We start from the raw sequence: 19,991 nt of genomic DNA, 5'->3' as shown, positions 1-19,991 counted from the left end.
CGTCGGGAAAACCCTTCCATCTGGAAATACTTGCCCCTACAGTCTCCCCCACACCCGCTGGCCCGCCACCGAGAGGGAGCACCATGGCCGACACGCCCGCGCCACAGGGCATCGAGAGCTACGGCTACCACCAGGAGTTGCGCCGCTCACTGACCTTCGCCGACCTGCTCGTCTACGGGCTGCTGTTCATGGTGCCGATCGCGCCGTTCGGCATCTTCGGCAGCGTCTTCCAGGGCTCCGGCGGCATGGTGGCGCTGGCGTACCTGCTGGGCATGGTGGCGATGGCGTTCACCGCGCTGTCGTACGCCCAGATGTCGCGGGCCTTCCCGATGGCGGGCTCGGTGTACACCTACGCGGGCCGCGGGATCGGCGCGCCGGTGGGCTTCCTGGCGGGGTGGATGATCCTGCTGGACTACGTGCTGGTGCCGGGCCTGCTGTACCTGGTCGCCGGGGCGGCGATGAACTCGCTGGTGCCCTCGGTGCCGGTGTGGCTGTGGGTGGTCGCCTTCGTGCTGCTGAACACCGCGGTCAACTACCTGGGCATCGAGACCACCGCCCGGGTCAACAAGGCGGTGCTGGTCGGCGAACTGGTGGTGCTGGCGCTGTTCGTGGTGGTCGGCCTGGTCGCGCTGGCGGGCGGCAGGGGCCGGGGCTTCGACCTCACGCCGCTGTACGACGGGCACACCTTCTCCTGGAGCCTGGTGTTCGGCGCGGTGTCGATCGCGGTGCTCAGCTTCCTCGGCTTCGACGGCATCTCCACCCTCGCGGAGGAGAACCGGGACTCGGCGAAGGCGATCGGCCGGTCGATGGTGGTGGCGCTGCTGCTGGCGGGCACCCTGTTCATCGTGCAGACCTGGGTGGCGTCGCTGCTGGTCACCGATCCGGACGCGCTGGTGAGGGACGGCGATCCGGACGGCACCGCCTTCTACGACGCGGCGCGCACCGCCGCGGGCGGCTGGCTGGCCACCCTGACCGCCGCCGCGACCGCCGTGGCCTGGGGCTTCGCCAACTCGCTGGTCGCGCAGGCGGCGACCAGCCGCCTGCTGTTCGCGATGGCCCGCGACCGCCAGCTGCCCGCCTTCCTGGCGAAGGTCCACCCGACCCGCCGGGTGCCGGTCAACGCGACCCTGCTGACCGCCGGGGTCTCGCTGGGGCTCGGCCTCTGGACGACCTCCCGGGACGACGGCATCACCCTGCTCGGCTCGCTGGTCAACTTCGGCGCGCTGACCACCTTCCTGGTGCTGCACGTCGCCGTGGTCGTGCACCACTTCGTCCGCCGACGCAGCCGGGACTACTGGCGCCACCTGGTCGCACCGGTGCTGGGCTTCGCGATCCTGGCGTACGTGGTGGTCAACGCGAACATCGCGGCGCAGCGCCTCGGCTTCGTCTGGCTGCTGGTCGGCGCCCTGGTGCTGACCGGGCTGGTGGCGACCGGCCGCCGCCCGGTCCTGTCCGTCGCCGAACCCTCCCCCGCCACCACCGCCACCACCCCCGTCGAGGAGACCCCGTGACCCTGCCCGAGCCCGTCCGCCTCTCCCCCGGCCCGGAGGACTGGTCCTACACCTTCGGCGGGCGTGCGCCGCTGCTGACCGTCCCGCCCGGCAGCATCCTGGAGCTGACCACCGAGGACTGCTTCGGCGGCAGGGTCCGCGGCGTCGAGGACCTGCCCAGCCGGGTCTGCGTCTTCCCGTACCTCAACCCGGTGACCGGCCCGGTCGCGGTGGCGGGCGCCGAGCCGGGGGACGTGCTGGCGGTGCACTTCGTGGAGATCACCCCGGCCCGGGACCGCGGCTTCTCCAGCACCTTCCCGCACTTCGGCGCGCTGACGGCCACCCACCGGACGGCGATGCTGCACCCGCCGCTGGAGGAGCGGGTCTGGGCGTACGACCTGGACGTGGCGGCGGGCCTGTGCCACTTCCGGGCCCGGAACGGCGAGTTCGCGCTGGCGCTGCCGCTGGACCCGATGCACGGCACGGTCGGCGTGGCCCCGGCGGCCGGGGAGGTGCTGGCCTCGATCACACCGGGCGCGCACGGCGGCAACCTGGACACGCCCGAGATGCGGGCGGGCACCACCGCGTACTTCGGCGTCAACGTGGACGGCGCCCTGCTGGCGATCGGCGACGGGCACGCCCGGCAGGGCGAGGGCGAGGTGTGCGGGACGGCGGTGGAGGCGGCGATGCGCACCACCGTGCTGGTCGACCTGGTCAAGGGCGGCGGCCCGGCCTGGCCCCGGCTGGAGAACGACGACTTCCTGATCAGCACCGGCTCGGCCCGGCCGCTGGAGGACGCGTTCCGGATCAGCCAGCACGACCTGGTCGGCTGGACGGCCGAACTCCTCGGCCTGGACCAGCTGGACGCGTACCAGCTGGTCAGCCAGACCGGCCTGGCCCCGGCGGCGAACGTCTGCGACACCGACTACACGATGCTCGCCAAGCTGCCGAAGTCCGTCCTGGGCCGGGCCCGGGCGTACGACGGCCTGCACGAGCGGCTGCGGACGACGGCGGCGGCGTACCTGCGGGCCCGGTGACGCACCGCGCCCGCCGGATCTGCGATCGTTGCAGGTGAAGGCACACGCGCGTGTGCGAACCCACCGCCGAGGAGCAGCAGTCGTGATCTTCATTGCCGTCAAGTTCACCGTCCGGCCCGAGCACAGCGCGGACTGGATCGAGCGGGTCGAGGAGTTCACCTCCGCGACCCGCGCCGAGGAGGGCAACGTCTTCTTCGAGTGGTCCCGCAGCGTCGACGACCCGCACCAGTACGTCCTGCTGGAGGCGTTCCGGGACGGCGAGGCGGGCGCCCGGCACGTCGAGTCGGAGCACTTCAAGACCGCGATGGCCTGGATGCCCGACTTCATCGCCCGCACCCCGGAGATCGTCAACGTCGAGGTCCCCGGCACCGGTTGGAGCGCGATGGCCGAGCTCAGCCCGCGCGGCTGACCCCGCGTGCCGACGCCTGACCCCGGGTCAGGCGTCGGCCGCCCGGCCCTGCTTGCGGGAGGCCAGCAGGCTCGCGACGGTGGTGACCGCCAGCACCACCACGATGAAGCCCAACGAGAACGCGATGCCGATCTCCGGCACGTGCACGCCGCTCTCGTGCAGCGCGTGCAGGATCAGCTTGACGCCGATGAAGCCGAGGATCACCGACAGCCCGTACGACAGGTAGACCAGCCTGGTCAGCAGGCCGCCGATCAGGAAGTACAGCTGGCGCAGGCCCATCAGCGCGAAGGCGTTGGCGGTGAAGACGATGTACGCGTCCTGGGTCAGGCCGAAGATCGCCGGGATGGAGTCCAGCGCGAACAGCATGTCGGTGGTGCCGATCGCCAGCATCACCGTCGTCATCGGCGTCATCAGCCGCCTGCCGTCGATCCGGACGAACAACTTGGTGCCGTGGTACTCGTCGGTGGACGGCACCCGCTTCTTGACCAGCCGCAGCAGCCGCCCCTCCTCGAACTCCTCCTCCGTCTTGTCCTGCCCGGCCTCCCTGAGCAGCTTGACGGCCGTCCAGACCAGGAACGCGCCGAAGAAGTAGAAGACCCAGGAGAACTCGGCGACCAGCGCCGCGCCGCCCGCGATGAAGACCGCCCGCAGCACCAGGGCGATGATCACGCCGAACATCAGCACCCACTGCTGGTAGATCCTCGGCACCGCGAACTTGCCCATGATCAGGATGAACACGAACAGGTTGTCGACGCTCAGCGACTTCTCCGTGACGTACCCGGCGAAGAACTCCACCCCCGACTTCGACCCGCCGTACCACCAGACGAACCCGCCGAACAGGCCCGCCAGCACCACCCACACGGTGGTCCAGATCCCGGCCTCCTTGATCGAGACCTCGTGCGGCTTGCGGCCGCCGATGAAGAAGTCGGCCACGATCAGCGCGATCAGCACCGCGATGGTGGCGGCCCACAGCCCTGCGGACACGTCCATGACTGCTCCTCGTCGCAGCCCCGGGCGGCGGGGCGGTTCGGCACGGGAAGGCGGGGAGCACCATCCTGACCGCCGAAGACCGCTCCGCCCCCGCGACACACCCGCCGCCGGACGGGCGGGCCGCCGCCCGGCGCCGTCAGGGCAGCCAGCGGGCGGCCCGCTCCCGGGAAACGCGTTGCGCATCCACGTACCAGAGCTTGCTCGCGCCGTCCCAACGCGCGTTCAGTTGCCGCTTCGCCTCCTCCTTCTCCCCGAAGGGCACGTTCAGGTAGAGCCGTCCGTTCACCGCATCACCGGGCCGGATGCCACCGGCCGGCGCCGCGGCCCTCGCGGACCGGGCCGACGGGGCGGCCGTTCCGGTGGCCTGCGCGCGGGGGTTCCAGGCGGGCCGGTCCATCCGGGCGGTCTCGACCACCCTGGCCACCCGTTCGCACGAGGCGGGGTCGGTGAAACGCATCATCAGGTCGGTCGCACCCGAATTGGCCAGCAGGTTGAGCGATCCGTGCCAGAGCACCTCCCCGTCGATGATCAGGACCTTCTCGTGCATGCGCGCACGGAACGTCACTTCGCAGCCCGCGGACCGGAGTTCGTCGATCCGCTGCCGGTGCCGGGTGACCCGGGCCTCCTCGGTCTGCTCCTCCGGGGCGCGGGTGTGCACCGTCACCCGCACGCCCTCCGCCACCCGGGCAGCGAACAGCGCCCCCCACCTCTGCACCGGCTGCGGATCGAGGAACGCGCAGTAGACCTCCACACTGCGGACCGCCCGGGCGACGTCCCACTCCACGGCCCTGGCCACTTCGTCGGCGGGGAAGAAGGCCGGGCGGGCCAGTTCCTCGGCGGTCAACGACGACAGCTGGGCCGCTTCCCGCACCGGAACGAGCTGGTCCGCCGACATCACCCGGGCATGGCGCGCCAAGTGGTCCAGCATGACGCGGGCCTCGCTGTGCGGAGCCAGGTGCTCGTCCAGGTGGTCGAGGTCCGCGACGACCACCAGGTGGTCCTGTGCGCGGCTCAGCGCGACGTTCAACAGGCGGCAGGTCTGCGAGGACAGGCCGGTCCCCTCGTAGAACACCCCCGGCTTCTGTCCCGCTCCCACGGCGGTGTCGAACACGACGATGGGGCGTTGGCTGCCCTGGAAACGGTGGATCGTGTCGACCAGGCCTGTGTAGTCCTCGCCGAACCGGTACTCCAGGCTCCCCTTCAGGGCTTTCACCTGCGCGCGGTACGGGGCGATCACGGCCAGCCGGTCGGCGGCCCGTTCCCCCTCGGCGACCTCCGTCCCGTGCCACTTGCGTCCGGGGAGCACCCCCTCGTACTGGAGTCCGCGGACGAGTTCGTGCACCACGGCCTCGTTGACCGTGTTGGTGCGGTAGTCGGTCCCCCTGATCCGCTGCTTCGAGGTGTCGACGAGGAGGACGGGAACGTCCAGCAGCGGGTTGTCGGGTATCCGGCTGCGGTCGTCGCGGCCGGTGGCCAGGGGGGCGTCCGGGTAGGCGACGGCGTTGACGACGGCGCAGATCGGCTCGCGCATCCGGTACTGGGTGTCCAACGGGACCAACCGCGGGTCCTGCCGGACCGAACCGGACTCGGCGACCAGACCGGCCGCGTGGAAGGCGTCCCGGGCGGCCCACGTCCGGGAGTGCCTCCGCTCCTCCTCGGTCGCCTTCCGGTCCCCCTCCCCCTTGGTGACGGCCGGCAGTTGACGGAAGTCCCCGGCGACCACGAGCCGCTTGCCGGCCAGCCCGGCAGCCACCCACGCCGACGGGAGGTCGACCATTCCGGCCTCGTCGACCACCACCACGTCCACCCGGTCCAGCAGTTTGCGGGACTGCACCGCCTTGGCCACCGTCGCGCCCAGCACCCGGCACCGCGAGCGCACGGTGTCGTGGATCCTCCTCCGCTGCGCGTCGAGTTCCTCGAGTCGTCCGCGCAGCGTCTCCGCGCGGCGCAGCGCCCCGGCGTGCGGCTCCGCCCCGGACAGGGCGGCGCGGACCGCCGCCAGCGGGCCGCTGAGGTCGTTGATCGTGTCGGCGGAGCGCCGCTGCCGGGCGAGCGCCGCGGCGGCCCTGCCACGGGCGGTCGCCGCTGCGGCCTCGGCCTGTGCCAGCTCCCCGCGGAGCGCTTCGAGCTGGCTCTCCTTGTGCTGGGCGCGGAAACCCGACGGCACGCCGATCCGGCTGACGGACAGGCGCAGTCGGGCCGCCTCCGCCTCCGCCCTCAGCACCTCCTGCTGCTCGGAGGCCGCGGCCTCCACCGCCTCCGCCCGCTCCGACCTCGCCTCCGCGATCCGGGCTTCGAGCGACCTCAACCGGTCGTACCGGGCGATGACCTCGCGGACGTCCGCCAGTGCTCCGGTGGCCTCGGTGATCGAGCTGTCCAGCCGGGCGCTCGTCCGTGCCACGATCCGCGCCGGATCGACCTGTTCCCCGTAGCGCTCCCGCAGCGAGGCGAGCTCGATCTCGCCCGCCCGCTGGACCAGTCCGTCGTCGAAACCCTCCTCGGTCCGCAGCAGTCCGCAGATGCGTTCCAGCGCCTGGTCGACCGCGACCTTCGTCGGAGCGAGGAAGAGCACGGTGTGGCCCTGGCGGTAGTTGCCCTCGACGATGTGCCCGACGACGTCGGTCTTCCCGGTGCCCGGCGGTCCCCACAGGAACAGGACCTCGCTGGCGAGCGCCTGCTCGACCGCGAGCCGCTGGCGCGGGTTGAGCTGGAGCCCGCGCCAGCCCGCGACCCACCGCTCCGGGTCGGCGACCCTGGCGACCACCGGGGTCCCCCGTCCGACCACCCAACCGGCGCTCTCCATCCGCAGACCGCCCTCGCCGTTCCCCGCCGCCTCCAACCGCTCGGCGAGCACCACCGAGCCGGCCGAGTCGTCCTTGCGGACCTGGACGGCACCGGCCCGACTCCCCAGGCTCTCGGCCAGCACGAGCCGGACCCGTCCGTCCGGCATCGGCGCGGCCTCGGCCGGCACCCAGGCGGAACGGGCGCCGGACGGACGGACCAGCACCGGGCTCCCCTCGAACGACCGCGGCCACTTCCGGCAGGTGAACAGGTACTCGTACCTCCCCTCCCCCGCGGAGAGCGACTGCCCGTTCTCCAGACTCGCCTTCTCCACATCCTTGGCGTCGTCACGGCGCTCGGCCCGGATCTCGGCCCGGACTGCCGCCAAGAGGTCCGCCACCGGGTACGGCTGCCCGGATGTCGTCATTCGGTGGCTCCTTCGTTCCCCCCACGATCGGTCCGCACCACTCTATGGAGCGCGCCGCCCCAGGAGGGTGGCTTTCGGTGTCACCGCGGTGACGGTCCGCCCCCCGCCGCAGGAGGCGTCCGCCCCTGCGGATCGGCGCGGTACGGGATTGCGGACGGGAACTGACCGCTGCGGTCCGTAGCGTGGAGGCAGGCCCACCACCCGACGGGAGAACCCGCACCCCATGAACGACGTGCTGTCCGTCCGCACCCTGAACCGGACGCTGCTGGAGCGGCAGTTCCTGACCGCCCGGACGGAGCGGCCCGTGCTGGAGGTGGTGGAGCATCTGGTGGCGCTGCAGGGGCAGGAGCCGAACTGGCCCTACCTGGGGCTGTGGGCCCGGGTCGCGGGGTTCCGGCGGGAGGGGCTGGCGGCGCTGCTCGCGGACGGGCGGGTGGTGCGCTCGGCGTCGCTGCGCAGCACCCAGCACCTGTCCGGCGGCACGGACTTCGGGCAGTGGCGGCCACTGCTCCAGCCGGTGCTGGACCGCACCTCGCGGGCCCGGTACTTCGCACCGGCCACGGACGGGCTCGACCTGGACGAACTCGCCGCCACCGGACGGGAGTTGCTGGCCGGTCGGACACTGTCGCGACAGACCCTCGCCGTCGAGCTGGCCGCCCGGTACCCGGGGCGGGACGGCAGGCTGCTGGCGGGCGCGGTACAGCTGCGGGTGCCGGTGCTCCAGGGGCCGGACAGCGCCGCCTGGGGCGGCTGGGGCACCCGGCCGAACACCTCGCTGACGCTCGCCGAGCAGCGACCCGACGCGCAGCAGCCGGACACCCAGCAGCCCGACGCGCAGCGGCCCGACACCCAGCGGCCCGGCGGGCTGTCGGCGGGCGCGGCGGTGCTGCGCTACCTGGCGGCGTTCGGCCCGGCCGGGGTGAAGGACTTCCAGGCCTGGTCCGGACTGACCCGGATGCGGCCGGTGTTCGAGGAGCTGCGGCCCCGGCTGCGGGTGCACCGCGACGAGCGGGGCACCGAGCTGTTCGACCTGCCGGACGCGGCGCCCGCCGACCCGGCGCGGCCCGTCCCGGTGCGCTTCCTGCCCGCGTACGACAACCTGCTGCTCGGGCACGCGGACCGCACCCGGGTGCTCGCCGACCGGGACCGCCCGCGGGTGATGCCGGGCTCGGCCCGGGTCCGGCCGACCTTCCTGCTGGACGGCTTCGTGGCGGGCACCTGGTCGGTCGCGGGCCCGGAGCTGCTGGTCTCCCCGTTCCGCCCGCTGACGGACGGGGAGGCCGAGGAGGTGGCGGCGGAGGCCGGAGGGCTGGCGGCGTTCCTCGGGCCCGGGCAGCGGGTGGTGCTCGGCTCCGCACACTGACGCCTCGTCAACCTTTGGCCGACGCAGGGGCGGTGGCGTCGCGGAGACGGCACCCTCGTGGCAGCGTCGGCCTGCCCCGCCGTCCCGCGCCGCGGCGAAGAGCAGTGGCCGCTCCCGGCTCCGAACAGGGCTGCTCCGCCCGGCAGTTCACCGACGGCACCGGCGTGGCGACCGACAGCCCGTACAGCGGCGGCAGGTCGGCCCACCTGGACGGCGGTCCGGGCCGGAAGGTCTCGCGGACCGTCACGCGTACGCCCCTCCGTCCGCCCCTCCTGACCCGACCGCCTCTCCTGACCCGACCGGTACCGCCGCCGGTACCGCCGCGGACCGCGCCGGATGACCCGATCGGATGACCACGCGGCGGCCGCGACCGCCCGCCCGGCACCCCGCCGACACTGCGGCCACCGGCGCCGACGGGACGTCAACTTCCCTCCTGCGCACGCCTTGCCCAGGGCCGGAGCCACCGTCGCGGACCCCTATGCTCGGCCTCCCACACCACCGAGCAGGGACTCACCGAGCAGGGGCGATCAGTGAACGAACAGGTCCGGGTGGACCCGCAGGAGCTGCGGGCGTCGGCGGCGGCCGCGCGGAACATCGGCGAGGAGTTCCGGCCCTCCGCCGACACCGCCACCACGGCCGGACGGGCCGCCGGGGGCGAACTCGCCGGGTGGTCGATCGGGCCGGGGCTGCACCGGCTCGCCGACGACTGGGCGCCGGTGCTCGGCACCCTGGCCGAGCGCCTGACCGGCACCGCCGCGGCGCTGGAGGCCACCGCCCTCGGCCACGAGCGCAACGACCACCGGATCGCCGACACCTGGCGACTGCCGTGAGCGCCGTGAGCGCCGCGAGCGCCGTCGGCACCGGGACCGGGACCAGGGCCGGGAGCGGCGACTTCGCCCTGCTGCGGCGCTTCGACCCCGCCGCCCTGCACGAGGCCGCCGCGGGCTGGCGGCGGCTGTCCGCCGCCGCCGAGGAGGCCCACCAGCAGCACCGACTGCGGGTCGACGGCCCGCTGCGCGGGCAGTGGCGGGGCGCGGACGCCGACGGTGCCTTCCACGTGATGTCCGGCACCGAGCGGGAGCTCGACGTCGTCCGGGTCGAGGCCGCGTCCGCCGCCCTGGTGCTGGACACCGTCGCGGAGCGGATGGACCAGGCCAGGACCAACCTGTCCAACGCCCTGCGGCGGGCGGACGAGTGGCGGCTCCCGGTGGCGGAGGACGGCACCGTCGGCCTCCCCCCCGCAGAGCACCGCCGACCGCCACGACCCCGACGCCCGCACCCGGCAGCAGCAGGACCTGCTGCTGCGGGCCCAGCTCCAGCAGCGCATCGACACCGCCCTGGCCGCCGCCCGCGAGGCCAGCGACCGGGGTGCCGACGCCCTCAGGCAGCTCGGCGCGAACGTCCTCACCCGGCCCCGGCTCTTCGGGACGCTGCGCGAGTGCGCCGCCGACGCCCGGCGGGTGGCGGCCGATCTCGGCCTCGCCACCCCGTACGTCCCCGACAACACCGACCCGGCCCGGTCCGCCGCCTGGTGGCGCTCCCTGACTCCGGAGCAGCAGCAGAGCCTGCTCGCCCTGCACCCCGAACTGGTCGGCCGGCTCGACGGCCTGCCCGCGACCGTCCGGGACCGGGCCAACCGCCTCGTCCTGGCGCAGCGGCTCGACGGCCTGGAGGCCGGGAACGCCCGGGGTTCCGGACTGACGTACGAGCAGTGGGGCAGCCTGCAGTCCGGCCTGCGCGCGCTCGCCGAACGGCTCGACGGCGAAGGCGGGGAGCACGGGGAGCAGCCGTTGCTGCTGCTGGCGCTGGACCCGGACGGCGACGGCCGGGCCGTCGTCGCCAGCGGCGACCCGGACACCGCCGATCACACCGCCGTCCTGGTGCCCGGCACCGGCACCACCCTGCGGCAGGTGCCCGGGCAGCTCGACCGCATCGGCCTGCTGCGGGACGCCGGGCAGCAGGCCGCGGGCCCCGGGCAGCGGGTCGCGGTGGTCTCCTGGCTCGGCTACGACGCTCCCGAGGCGGACGGCAGCGTGCTGACCACCGACCGGGCCGAGGCCGGGGCCGCGGACCTGCGCCGCTTCACCGGCGGCCTGCGGGTCGCCGGGGGCGGGCACCGCAGCCACCTGACCGTCATCGGGCACAGTTACGGCACCACCACGGTCGGCGCGGCCGCCGCGGGCGGGGCGGGCCTACAGGCCGACGACCTCGTGGCGGTGGCCAGCCCCGGCATGGCCGCCGAGCACGCCGCCGACCTGCACCTCGACCCCGCCCACGTCTGGGTCGGCACCGCCCGCGACGACGGCGTCTCCCTCGCCACCGGGACCACCCTGGGGCCGGACCCGACCCTCCCCGCCTTCGGTGCCCGCAGCATCGGCATCGACACCTCGGGGCACAGCGGCTACTGGGACCCCGGCAGCGAGAGCCTGGCCAACCAGGGCCGGATCATCGCCGGACGGACCCCGAGCCCGAGCGGCCCGCACCGACCGTGAGGATGTTCATGAGCGTCCCCCAGTGGGGTCCGCCCCAGCCGCTGACCGACCCCGACGAGCCGCTGCCCGTGATGGCGCGCGGCGACGCCGCGTCCTGGGCCCGGGAGTTGATCGCCTACCTGGCCCGGAGCGCGGGCCTCGTCCTGGCCCCGGGGAGCGTCCGGCCGTTCTTCGGCGCCTGCACCGGCCGGAACGGCGAGCGCGCCGGGGACGGCCGCTACACCCTGGCCCTGCACGCCGACGCCACCCTTCCGACGGCCCGGCAGCCGGCCGCCGCCCGCGCCCTGCGAGCCGTCCTGGAGCGGGACGGCTTCACCGTCACCGCCTACCGGGAGACCGTCGACGGCCGACCGGACGCGCTGCTGTACGCCCGGCACCCGGCGGGCCGCTACTTCCTCGACCTCGGCACCGGCGGCGGCGCCGACCGGTTCGCCCTCACCCTCCGCACCCGCTGTCTGCTGCCGCCCGCCGACCCGTCCTGAGCACCTGTTCCCGGGCCCCGTCCCGGCACGCGGACGACCACCGCGCCCCGTCCGCCGACGGGGCGCGGTGGCGCCGGGGGGTGTGCGGCCTCAGAGGCCGGTGCCGTAGTAGCCGCCGACGCCGCGGCGGTAGTCGCGGTCCGTGGCGTGGGTCTCGTGGTGGTACTCCGGGGCGTTCTTGATCTCGTCCTTGCTGCGGTCGACCCAGACCGTCTTCTCGCCCTCGTCGATGAGCCGGATGATGCCCGCCGGGAGCATCACGGTGCGGCCGAAGATCCACGGGCCGGTGTCGACCACGATGTGGCCGTCCTCGGCCTCGTAGGAGTGCTTGTCGACCTTGCCGATGTGCCCGTCGGTGGCCTCGACCCGGAAGCCGGTCAGGTCGACGCCCGGGTTGTAGCCCTCGGCGTTCTCGTAGCCCCACATGCCGTCGCTCACAACTGCCTCCTTGTCATGGGGAGTTCGTCGGTCTGCGGTTCGGCTGCCCGGTTCCGGCCGGGGCATGCGCGGCTTTTCGACGGATTCGGGCGGAAGCGGTCAGGGGGAGGACGGGGACGGTGGGGCCGGTGGGGCGGCGGCGGGTTCGAGACGGGCGAGCCAGCCGGTGAGCAGGGTCTCCAGCTGGGCGGCCTCGGCGGGGGTGAGGGCGGCGAGGAGGCGGTGCTCGTTGCGGATGTGGTCGGTGAAGGCGCGGTCGATCAGTTCGCGTCCGGCCTCGGTGAGGGCGACGACCCGGCCGCGACGGTCCTCGGCGGCGGGGCGGCGGGTGACCAGTCCGGCCCGCTCCAGGCGGTCGAGGCGCTTGGTGACGGCGCCGGTGGTGACCATGGTGTGGGCGGCGAGCTCGCCGGGGGCGCGTTCGTAGGGGGCGCCGGCCCGGCGGAGGGCGGCGAGCACGTCGAACTCGCCCTCGCCCAGGTCGTACCGGGCGTAGACGGCGCACAGCTCGTGGGTGAGCAGGGCGGCGACCCGGTGCAGGCGGCCGATCACGCCCTGCGGGGCGACGTCCAGGTCGGGGCGTTCGCGCCGCCAGGCGGCTTGGATGCGGGCGACGTGGTCGGGCGGTTGCTCCTCCGACCGCGCCGCGGACTGCTCCGTGTGCTGCTCCATGGCACCAGCATAGCGCCAACCTCTTCCGTGGAAGGTATATTGTCTTCCATGGAAGCCATGTTCCGGTGGGGTGCGCTCACCGCCCTCGCCCCGGTGGCCTGGGGCGCCAACTACTACGTCACCCACCGCTACCTCCCCGCCGACGCCCCGCTCTGGGGCGCCGCCCTGCGCGCCCTCCCCGCCGGACTGCTGCTGCTCGCCGCCGCCCGCCGCCTGCCCCGCGGGGCCTGGTGGTGGCGGGCCGCGGTGCTCGGGGTGCTGAACACCTCCGCCTTCTTCGTCCTGGTCTACCTGGCCTCGCAGTGGCTCCCGGCGGGCACCGCCGCCATGGTGATGGCCCTCTCCCCGCTCGCCCTGACGCTCGGCGCCTGGCTGCTGGCCGGTGAACGCCCGCGATCCGCCCAGCTCTCCGGCGGCGCGGTCGGCGTCGGCGGCGCGGTCCTGATGGCGGCGGGCGCCGCGGACCCGGCGGACGGGGCGAACGGCCTGCCCGGACTGCTCGCCTCACTGGGGGCGCTGCTCGCCTCCTCGGTCGGTTACGTGCTCGCCAAGCGCTGGGCCGCACCTGCGGACGGCGGCGGCACACCGGGCGTACTGGCGTCCACCGCCTGGCAGTTGACGCTCGGTGGACTGCTCCTGCTGCCGGTCGCCGCCCTCTCCGAGGGGATGCCCCCGGCGCTGGACGGCAGCACACTGGCCGCCTTCGGCTACACCTCGCTGGTCGCCACCGCGCTGGCCTTCCTGGCCTGGTTCACCGGCCTGCGCCGACTGCCCGCCGCCACCGTCGGCCTGATCGGCCTGCTCAACCCCGTCACCGGCGTCCTGCTCGGCACCGCCCTGGACGGAGAACCGCTGGGCCCCGCCCGGCTCGGCGGCATGGCCCTGGTCGCCGCGGGCCTCCTGCTCGGCCGCCCGCGCCCTGACCGGACGACGCCCCACCCGCGAACCGGGCGGCCTGACGCCCCGTCCGCCCGCCGGGCAGCAGCCGCGCAGCGGTGCGGGCCGCCGCCCGGGCCGTGAGCGGGGCAGGGGCGACCGGGGCTCAGGGGCGGATCGGGCCGTCGCCCGCGCCGGTCGCGGTGATCGCGGCGGCGATCGCGTCCCGGTCGGCGTCGGTGAGCTGCAGGGAGCCGGCGCCGATCCAGTCGGCGACCTGGTCGGGGCGGCGGGCGCCGACGATCGCGCCGGTGACGCCGGGCCAGGAGAGCGTCCAGGCGAGGGCGACGGCGGAGACCGTGGTGCCGTGCGCCGCGGCGATCGGGCGCAGCGCGTCGACCAGGGCGAGGTTGGCGACCAGGCCGGTGGTGAACTCGGGGAAGCCCTTGCGCCAGTCGTCGTCCGGCAGGGCCGCGACCCGCTCGGCACTGAACGCCCCGGTCAACAGGCCGGAGTGGAGCGGCTGGTAGACGATCGCCCCGGTGCCGTGGGCGTGCGCCCAGGCGAGTTCGGGCGCGGCCTCCCGGTGCAGCAGGCTGAACTGGGGCTGGATCGCGTCGACGTGCGCGACCGCCTCGGCGGCGGCCAGTTGCGCGGTGTCGTGGTTGGACAGCGCGATCGCCCGCACCTTGCCCTCGGCCTTCAGGTCGGCCAGCACCGCCCAGTACTCCTCCAGCGCGGTGGCGTGCCGGGCGGTGGCGGCCGGGTCCTCGTCGGGGCCGAAGGTCAGCAGCGCGCCGTCGCCGGGCCAGTGCGCCTGGTAGAGGTCGATCCGCTCGACGCCCAGGCGGCGCAGCGAGTCCTCCAGTTCGGCGCGGATGCTGGCGGGCTTGAGCAGCTTGCGCGGGGCGCGCTCCGGGACGGCCGGGTCCCACACCAGGCCGACCTTGGTGAAGACGTAGGGGCGCTCGGACTCGGGCAGGGCGGCGATCGCCTTGCCGACGACCTCCTCGGAGTGGCCGAGCCCGTACACCGGCGCGGTGTCGATCCAGTTCACCCCGGCCTCGACGGCCCGGTGGACGGTCGCGATCGAGTCGGCGTCGTCCTGGGCGCCCCAGGCGAAGCGCCAGCCGGCCCCGCCCAGCGCCCAGGCGCCGAAGCCGATCCGGCTGATGTCGAGGTCCGTGCCGCCGAGGCGGGTGGTGGGCAGAGCGTTCATGACTGCGGGTTCCTCACGTTCGGGTGTCCAGGTGGTGCGCCACCCATCCTCACGACCGCGCGCACCCCCACCCAGGGCCCCGCTCGTCCCCGGTACCGTCCAACCTGGGTCTGTCGGAACCCCCTTCGGGCACCGGGGCCGGACCCGGACCCGTACGACGCGGCGGGGGCCCGGCCTCAGGGGGGGGGAATCGGCCGGGCCCTCGTCCGCCGCACCCAACGCCTGCCCCGCGAACGCTCCTTCATGCCCACGACTTTTCCGGCACCCGCGGGCCCCGCCCCTTTAGGATCATGACCATGAACCGACGAGCCGACCTCGGTGCCTTCCTGCGCTCCCGCCGCGCCCGGATCCGTCCGGAGGACGCGGGCTTGCGGGGCTTCGGCGAGCGGCGGCGGGTGCCGGGCCTGCGCCGGGAGGAGCTGGCCCAGCTCGCCGGGGTGAGCGCCGACTACTACACCCGGTTCGAGCAGGGCCGGGCCGAGAACGTGTCCGACGCGATCGTCGACGCCGTCGCCCGGGCGCTGCGGCTGGACCCGGTGGAGACCGGCCACCTGCACCGGCTGGTGCGGGCCACCGACGGGCCGCTGCCGACGCCCGTGCAGCGGGTGCGTCCGGGCCTGCGCCGGTTGATGGACTCGATGCCGCACACCCCGGCGTACGTGGTCGGCCGCCGGACCGACGTGCTGGCCTGGAACGCGCCGATGGCCGCCATGATGGTCGACTTCGCGGCGCTCCCGGCCGAGCGGCTCAACAAGGCGTGGCTGGTCTTCTGCCACGAGGAGCTGCGCAGCCGCTTCGTCGACTGGGAGGCGAAGGCCCGCGACATCGTCGCCTACCTGCGGCTCGACCTCGGCCGCCACCCCGGCGACCCCGCGTACCCGGCGCTGGTCGCGGAACTGTCCGAGCGCAGCGGCGAGTTCCGGCGGCTGTGGGAGCAGCAGGAGCTCCGGGAGAAGACCCACGGCACCTACCACCTGCGCCACCCCGCGGTCGGCGAGTTCACCGTCGCGTACGAGAGCCTGACCCTGCCCGGCGACCCCGACCAGACCCTGGTGACCTACACCGCCGAGGAGGGCTCCCCCTCCCAGGCCGCGCTGCACGTGCTGGCCGAACTCGCCGCGCCCTCGGGGCTGTCCGGCCGCTCCTTCACTCCGGCCGGGTCGCGCCCCGACGCCTCCTGACGGTGGGTCAGGCGCTCTTCCGACGGTACGTCAGTTCGCTTGCGTGACAGATGGATGACAGTTCCATGGCAACGCCCGCGCGACCCCTACCCGTCGGTCACTCCGGGGACTAGCGTGCGCCCGAACTTCCGATACCCACTGTCAGGAAGAGGTCCAGGTGCCCGCTGTCCCCGTTCCGCGCCGATGGCGTTCGGCCGCCCTCGCCGTGCTCGCCTCCACCGCGCTGCTGCTCGGCGCGCTCACCGCCCAACCCGCCGCCGGAGCCGCCGCCGGACCCGCCCCCGCGACCGGGGACCCGTGCCTGGGGCAGTGCCAGGACATCCTGACGGCGGGTGAGAACGGGCACGCCACGCTGGCCGGGATCCTGCTGCACCAGAGCGTGGGCACCCGCCCGGCGCACTCGGCGGACCAGATCGACGCGTACGACGCGCTGCTGCACGACTACAGCGGCCTGACGCCCGACCAGCTGTCCGCGTACTTCGACGACGCCTCGTTCGGGGTCCCCGCCGGGCAGGTGGAGAGCACCACCACGCCGCGCGCCGGGGTGACCATCACCCGGGACAAGGCGACCGGCACCCCGCACGTCAAGGGCGTCACCCGCTCGGACACCGAGTTCGGCGCCGGGTACGCGGCCGGACAGGACCGGCTCTGGCTGATCGACGTGCTGCGGCACGTGGGGCGCGGGCAGCTGTCCTCGTTCGCGGGCGGCGCGCCGGGCAACCGGGCGCTGGAGCAGAGCCTGTGGGCGGTGGCCCCGTACACCGAGGCGGACCTGCAGCAGCAGATCGACCGGGTGAGGGCGTCCGGGCCGCGCGGCGCCCAGGCCTGGCAGGACGTCCAGGACTACGTGGCAGGCCTGAACGCCTTCGCGGCGGCCGACGTCGCCGCCAACAACTACCCGGGCGAGTACGTGCTGACCGGGCACGGGTCGACCATCGAGCCGTTCACGCCCACCGACGTGGTGGCGATCTCCTCGGTGATCGGGGCGATCTTCGGCGGCGGCGGGGGCGGCGAGGTCGGCAACGCGCTGGCCCGGCTCGCCCTGCGCCAGCAGTACGGCACCGAGGCGGGTGACCGGGCGTACGCGGCCTGGCGCGCCGAGGACGACCCGGAGGCGACGGCCACCGTGCACGACGGCACCGCCTTCCCGTACGCGGCCTCGCCCGCCGCACCGGTGGGCACCGCGCTGCCGGACCCGGGGTCGGTCACCGAGTTGTCGCACGCCGCCAACGGCACCGGGACGGCTGCCGCCGCGAGCGCCGCCTCGGCCGCCGAGGGTGTGCTGCCCGCCGACCTGATCACCGCGAAGAAGGGCATGTCGAACGCCCTGCTGGTCTCCGGCGCGCACACCGCCTCCGGGCACCCGGTCGCCGTGTTCGGCCCGCAGACCGGCTACTACGCGCCGCAGATCCTGATGGTGCAGGAGCTGGACGGCCCGGGCCTGCGCAGCCGGGGCGCGTCCTTCCCGGGCCTGAGCTTCTACGTGGAGATCGGCCGCGGCCTGGACTACTCCTGGAGCGCGACCTCCGCCAACCAGGACATCACCGACACCTTCGCGGTCGACCTGTGCGAGCCGGGCGGCGGCACCCCGTCCACCTCCTCCCCCGGCTACCTGCTGGACGGCACCTGCACCCCGTTCGAGCGCCTGACCAGGCACAACGCCTGGCAGCCGACCACCGCCGACTCCACTGCGGCGGGCGCCTACGACCTGGTGACGCTGCGCTCGGCGTACGGGCTGGTCACCCACACCGGGACGGTCGGCGGGCGGCCGGTGGCGTACACCGCGCTGCGCTCCACCTACCGGCACGAGGTGGACTCGGTGATCGGCTTCCAGCAGTTCAACGACCCGGCGGCGATCACCTCGGCGGCGGCGTTCCAGCGCGCCGCGCAGGACATCGGCTACACCTTCAACTGGTTCTACGCGGACGCCGACCACACCGCGTACTACAACTCCGGCGCCGAGCCGCTGCGCGCCCCCGGCACCGACCCGGACCTGCCGATCCTGGCCCGCCCGGCCTACACCTGGCAGGGCTGGGACCGGGCCACCAACACCCCGGCGGTCGAGCCGCCCGCCCGGCACGCGCAGTCCACCGACCAGGACTACTACGTCAGTTGGAACAACAAGCAGGCGCCGGGCTTCACCTCCGCCTGGGGCAACGGCGCCGTCCACCGGGCCGACCTGCTGGACAGCCGGGTGAAGGCGCTGGTGCAGCGCGGCGGCGTCACCCGCACCGACCTGGTCAAGGCGATGGAGGACGCCGCCAACGTCGACCTGCGGGCCGAGCGGGTGCTGCCCGAACTGCTCGCGGTGCTGGACTCGGCGCCGGTCACCGACCCGGCGGCGGCCGACGCGGTCGCCAAGCTGAAGGCCTGGGCGGCGGGCGGCTCGCACCGGCGCGAGGCGAGCAAGGGCGCGGGCGCGTACACCGACGCGGAGGCGATCCGGATCCTGGACGCCTGGTGGCCGCTGCTGGTCGAGGGCGCGTTCCGGCCCGGCCTGGGCGACGGGGCGTGGCGGGCGCTGACCGCCGTCGCCCCGATCAACGAGACGCCCTCCGGCGGGCAGTTGGGCGGCACCTCCGGCGGCGGCGACATCGCGGCGGGCGAGGCGCACAAGGGCTCGGCGTTCCAGCACGGCTGGTGGTCCTACGTCGACAAGGACCTGCGCGCGGTGCTCGGCCGCCCGGTCGCCGGGCCGCTCGACCGGACGTACTGCGGCGGCGGCGCGCTCGGCGCCTGCCGACAGGTCCTGCTGACCACCCTCGCCCGGGCGGTGGCGACCCCGGCGACCACCACGTACCCGGCCGACAAGTACTGCGCGGCGGGCGACCAGCTGTGCGCCGACTCGATCGTGCACCGGGCGATGGGCGGCATCACCGTGCCCAGGATCGCCTGGCAGAACCGGCCCACCTACCAGCAGGTGGTGGAGTTCCCGGCCCGCCGCACCGACGACCTGACCAACCTGGCCCGCGGCGCGACCGCCACCGCCTCCGACTACCAGGACGCGGTCGTGGTCGCCTACCCGCCCAAGCAGGCCGTCGACGGCAACCCCGCCACCCGCTGGGCCTCCAAGACGGTGGCCACCGCCTGGCTGGACGTCGACCTGGGCAGCGTCCGCAAGGTCGGCCGGGTCGTCCTCGACTGGTCCGACCAGTACGCCACCGCCTACCGCATCGACGTCTCCCCCGACGGCGCCGCCTGGCGCACCGTCTACTCCACCACCACCGACCGCGGCGGCCTGGAGAACCGCGCCTTCACCCCCCTCGACGCCCGGCACGTCCGGGTGGTGATGCTGGCCCGCGGCACCGACAACCGCTACTCGCTCAACGAGGTCGGCGTGTACGGGAAGTGACGCCCCCCGCTCTCCGGCGCCGGGCGCCCGGTCCGGCGCCGGAGAGCAAGCTGGGAGCACACGAACAGCCCTGCTCCTGGTGCGGCGGCGGCGGGCAACCCCGACGGTGGCAACCACAGCCCGTTCCGGGGTGCCGAGCCGAAGGAACCGATCATGCGCCGCGTCGCGACCCTCCTGGCCTCCTCGCTACTGCTGGCCGCCTGCACCAGCACCGCCCACGTCACCACCACCGCCAACAGCCCGACCCCGGCCACCTCCGATCCCGACCTCCTCACCGCCTCGGCCTCCGCTTCGGCGTCCCCCTCGGCGTCCGCGGCCACCGCGGCGGTCGGCAGCACGATCGCGCTCAAGGGGACGGGCGACGGCGAGGCGTGCGACGTGACGGTGGTCAAGGTCGTCGACCCCGCGGCGCCGAAGGACCAGTACTCCTCCCCGGAAGCCGGGAAGCGCTACGTGGCCGTGCAGTTCCGGCTGAAGAACACCGGGACGGCGTCCTACAGCGACAGCCCCGGCAACGGCGCGCAGCTGGTCGACACCGAGGGCCAGCGCTTCACCGACACCTACCAGGAGACCACCGCCGGTCCGTCGTTCTCGGGATCGGTGGCGATCGCGCCGGGCGACACCGCCCTCGGGTTCGTCACCTTCGAGGTCCCGGCCTCCTCCCGGATCGCCAAGGTGCAGTTCGCGCTGAACAGTGGATTCGCGAACGGCATCGGGCAGTGGACCGTCTCCTGAGCCTGCCCCGGCCGGGCTCCGGACGCCGCTGTGGCCCGGGCCCGGCG

At 74.3% G+C, this 19,991-nt stretch carries 16 protein-coding genes; 11 read left to right on the top strand and 5 right to left on the bottom strand.

The genetic code is table 11. The features are described 5' to 3' along the window. The first annotated feature begins 83 nt into the window (after window positions 1–83). The 3 genes from ACFY00_RS20125 (at window position 84) to ACFY00_RS20115 (ending at window position 2,936) form a co-directional block, all read left to right on the top strand. A complete protein-coding gene (locus ACFY00_RS20125; RefSeq protein ID WP_388032853.1) occupies window positions 84–1,511 on the top strand; it encodes an APC family permease in 1,428 nt (475 codons plus the stop codon). Then, the gene (locus ACFY00_RS20120; RefSeq protein ID WP_388032852.1) at window positions 1,508–2,527 is read left to right on the top strand and encodes an acetamidase/formamidase family protein; all 1,020 of its coding nucleotides are present in this window, start codon (window positions 1,508–1,510) and stop codon (window positions 2,525–2,527) included. The genes ACFY00_RS20125 and ACFY00_RS20120 overlap by 4 nt, the downstream gene beginning before the upstream one ends. Before the next feature lie 82 nt (window positions 2,528–2,609). Then, the gene (locus ACFY00_RS20115) at window positions 2,610–2,936 is read left to right on the top strand and encodes a putative quinol monooxygenase (RefSeq protein WP_388032851.1); all 327 of its coding nucleotides are present in this window, start codon (window positions 2,610–2,612) and stop codon (window positions 2,934–2,936) included. A 27-nt stretch (window positions 2,937–2,963) separates the two neighbouring features. Here the strand turns inward: ACFY00_RS20115 and ACFY00_RS20110 are convergent, their stop codons facing one another. Together ACFY00_RS20110 and ACFY00_RS20105 are read right to left on the bottom strand one after the other, a co-directional pair. After that, on the bottom strand, window positions 2,964–3,926 hold the full coding sequence (locus ACFY00_RS20110; RefSeq protein ID WP_388032850.1) for a TerC family protein: 963 nt from the start codon (window positions 3,924–3,926) through the stop codon (window positions 2,964–2,966). A 136-nt stretch (window positions 3,927–4,062) separates the two neighbouring features. Beyond that, a complete protein-coding gene (locus ACFY00_RS20105; protein WP_388032849.1) occupies window positions 4,063–7,134 on the bottom strand; it encodes an AAA domain-containing protein in 3,072 nt (1,023 codons plus the stop codon). Between the two features lie 223 nt (window positions 7,135–7,357). Between ACFY00_RS20105 and ACFY00_RS20100 the strand changes: the two genes are divergently transcribed. The 4 genes from ACFY00_RS20100 to ACFY00_RS20085 all read left to right on the top strand — a co-directional run bounded on the left by ACFY00_RS20100 (window position 7,358) and on the right by ACFY00_RS20085 (window position 11,471). After that, a complete protein-coding gene (locus ACFY00_RS20100) occupies window positions 7,358–8,497 on the top strand; it encodes a winged helix DNA-binding domain-containing protein (RefSeq protein ID WP_388032848.1) in 1,140 nt (379 codons plus the stop codon). 530 nt (window positions 8,498–9,027) lie between these two features. Continuing rightward, complete coding sequence (locus ACFY00_RS20095) at window positions 9,028–9,327, top strand: hypothetical protein (RefSeq protein WP_388032847.1); 300 nt, start codon at window positions 9,028–9,030, stop codon at window positions 9,325–9,327. Between the two features lie 630 nt (window positions 9,328–9,957). Beyond that, window positions 9,958–10,989, top strand: coding sequence for an alpha/beta hydrolase (locus ACFY00_RS20090; protein ID WP_388032846.1), 1,032 nt, complete (start codon window positions 9,958–9,960; stop codon window positions 10,987–10,989). 8 nt (window positions 10,990–10,997) lie between these two features. Further along, window positions 10,998–11,471 (top strand): hypothetical protein, encoded by a 474-nt coding sequence (locus ACFY00_RS20085; RefSeq protein ID WP_388032845.1) that lies wholly within the window; start codon window positions 10,998–11,000, stop codon window positions 11,469–11,471. 90 nt (window positions 11,472–11,561) lie between these two features. Here ACFY00_RS20085 and ACFY00_RS20080 read toward each other — a convergent pair whose 3' ends face one another. Continuing rightward, window positions 11,562–11,909: a PRC-barrel domain containing protein gene (locus ACFY00_RS20080; protein ID WP_388032844.1), complete on the bottom strand. Its 348-nt coding sequence runs from the start codon at window positions 11,907–11,909 to the stop codon at window positions 11,562–11,564. A gap of 99 nt (window positions 11,910–12,008) precedes the next feature. Further along, complete coding sequence (locus ACFY00_RS20075; protein WP_388032843.1) at window positions 12,009–12,581, bottom strand: MarR family winged helix-turn-helix transcriptional regulator; 573 nt, start codon at window positions 12,579–12,581, stop codon at window positions 12,009–12,011. 48 nt (window positions 12,582–12,629) lie between these two features. On the opposite strand from ACFY00_RS20075, the gene ACFY00_RS20070 reads away from it, so the two are divergent. Then, complete coding sequence (locus ACFY00_RS20070) at window positions 12,630–13,601, top strand: DMT family transporter (RefSeq protein WP_388032842.1); 972 nt, start codon at window positions 12,630–12,632, stop codon at window positions 13,599–13,601. Between the two features lie 22 nt (window positions 13,602–13,623). On the opposite strand, the gene ACFY00_RS20065 is transcribed toward ACFY00_RS20070, so the two are convergent. Further along, a complete protein-coding gene (locus tag ACFY00_RS20065; RefSeq protein WP_388032841.1) occupies window positions 13,624–14,676 on the bottom strand; it encodes an aldo/keto reductase in 1,053 nt (350 codons plus the stop codon). A 296-nt stretch (window positions 14,677–14,972) separates the two neighbouring features. Here ACFY00_RS20065 and ACFY00_RS20060 point away from each other — a divergent pair, with 296 nt between their 5' ends. From ACFY00_RS20060 to ACFY00_RS20050, 3 genes are all read left to right on the top strand, one after another. Then, complete coding sequence (locus tag ACFY00_RS20060) at window positions 14,973–15,857, top strand: helix-turn-helix transcriptional regulator (RefSeq protein ID WP_388032840.1); 885 nt, start codon at window positions 14,973–14,975, stop codon at window positions 15,855–15,857. Between the two features lie 157 nt (window positions 15,858–16,014). Further along, window positions 16,015–19,209, top strand: coding sequence for a penicillin acylase family protein (locus ACFY00_RS20055; RefSeq protein ID WP_388032839.1), 3,195 nt, complete (start codon window positions 16,015–16,017; stop codon window positions 19,207–19,209). Window positions 19,210–19,362: 153 nt separating this feature from the next. Next, window positions 19,363–19,944, top strand: a complete 582-nt coding sequence (locus ACFY00_RS20050; protein ID WP_388032838.1) for a DUF4352 domain-containing protein — start codon at window positions 19,363–19,365, stop codon at window positions 19,942–19,944. The last annotated feature ends 47 nt before the right edge of the window (window positions 19,945–19,991 follow it).

It is taken from the genome of Kitasatospora sp. NPDC001540, assembly GCF_042894345.1.
Lineage (GTDB): Bacteria > Actinomycetota > Actinomycetes > Streptomycetales > Streptomycetaceae > Kitasatospora > Kitasatospora phosalacinea_C.
The sequence above is the reverse complement of the archived record's forward strand: the minus strand, read 5'-3'. Positions and strand labels throughout refer to the sequence as shown.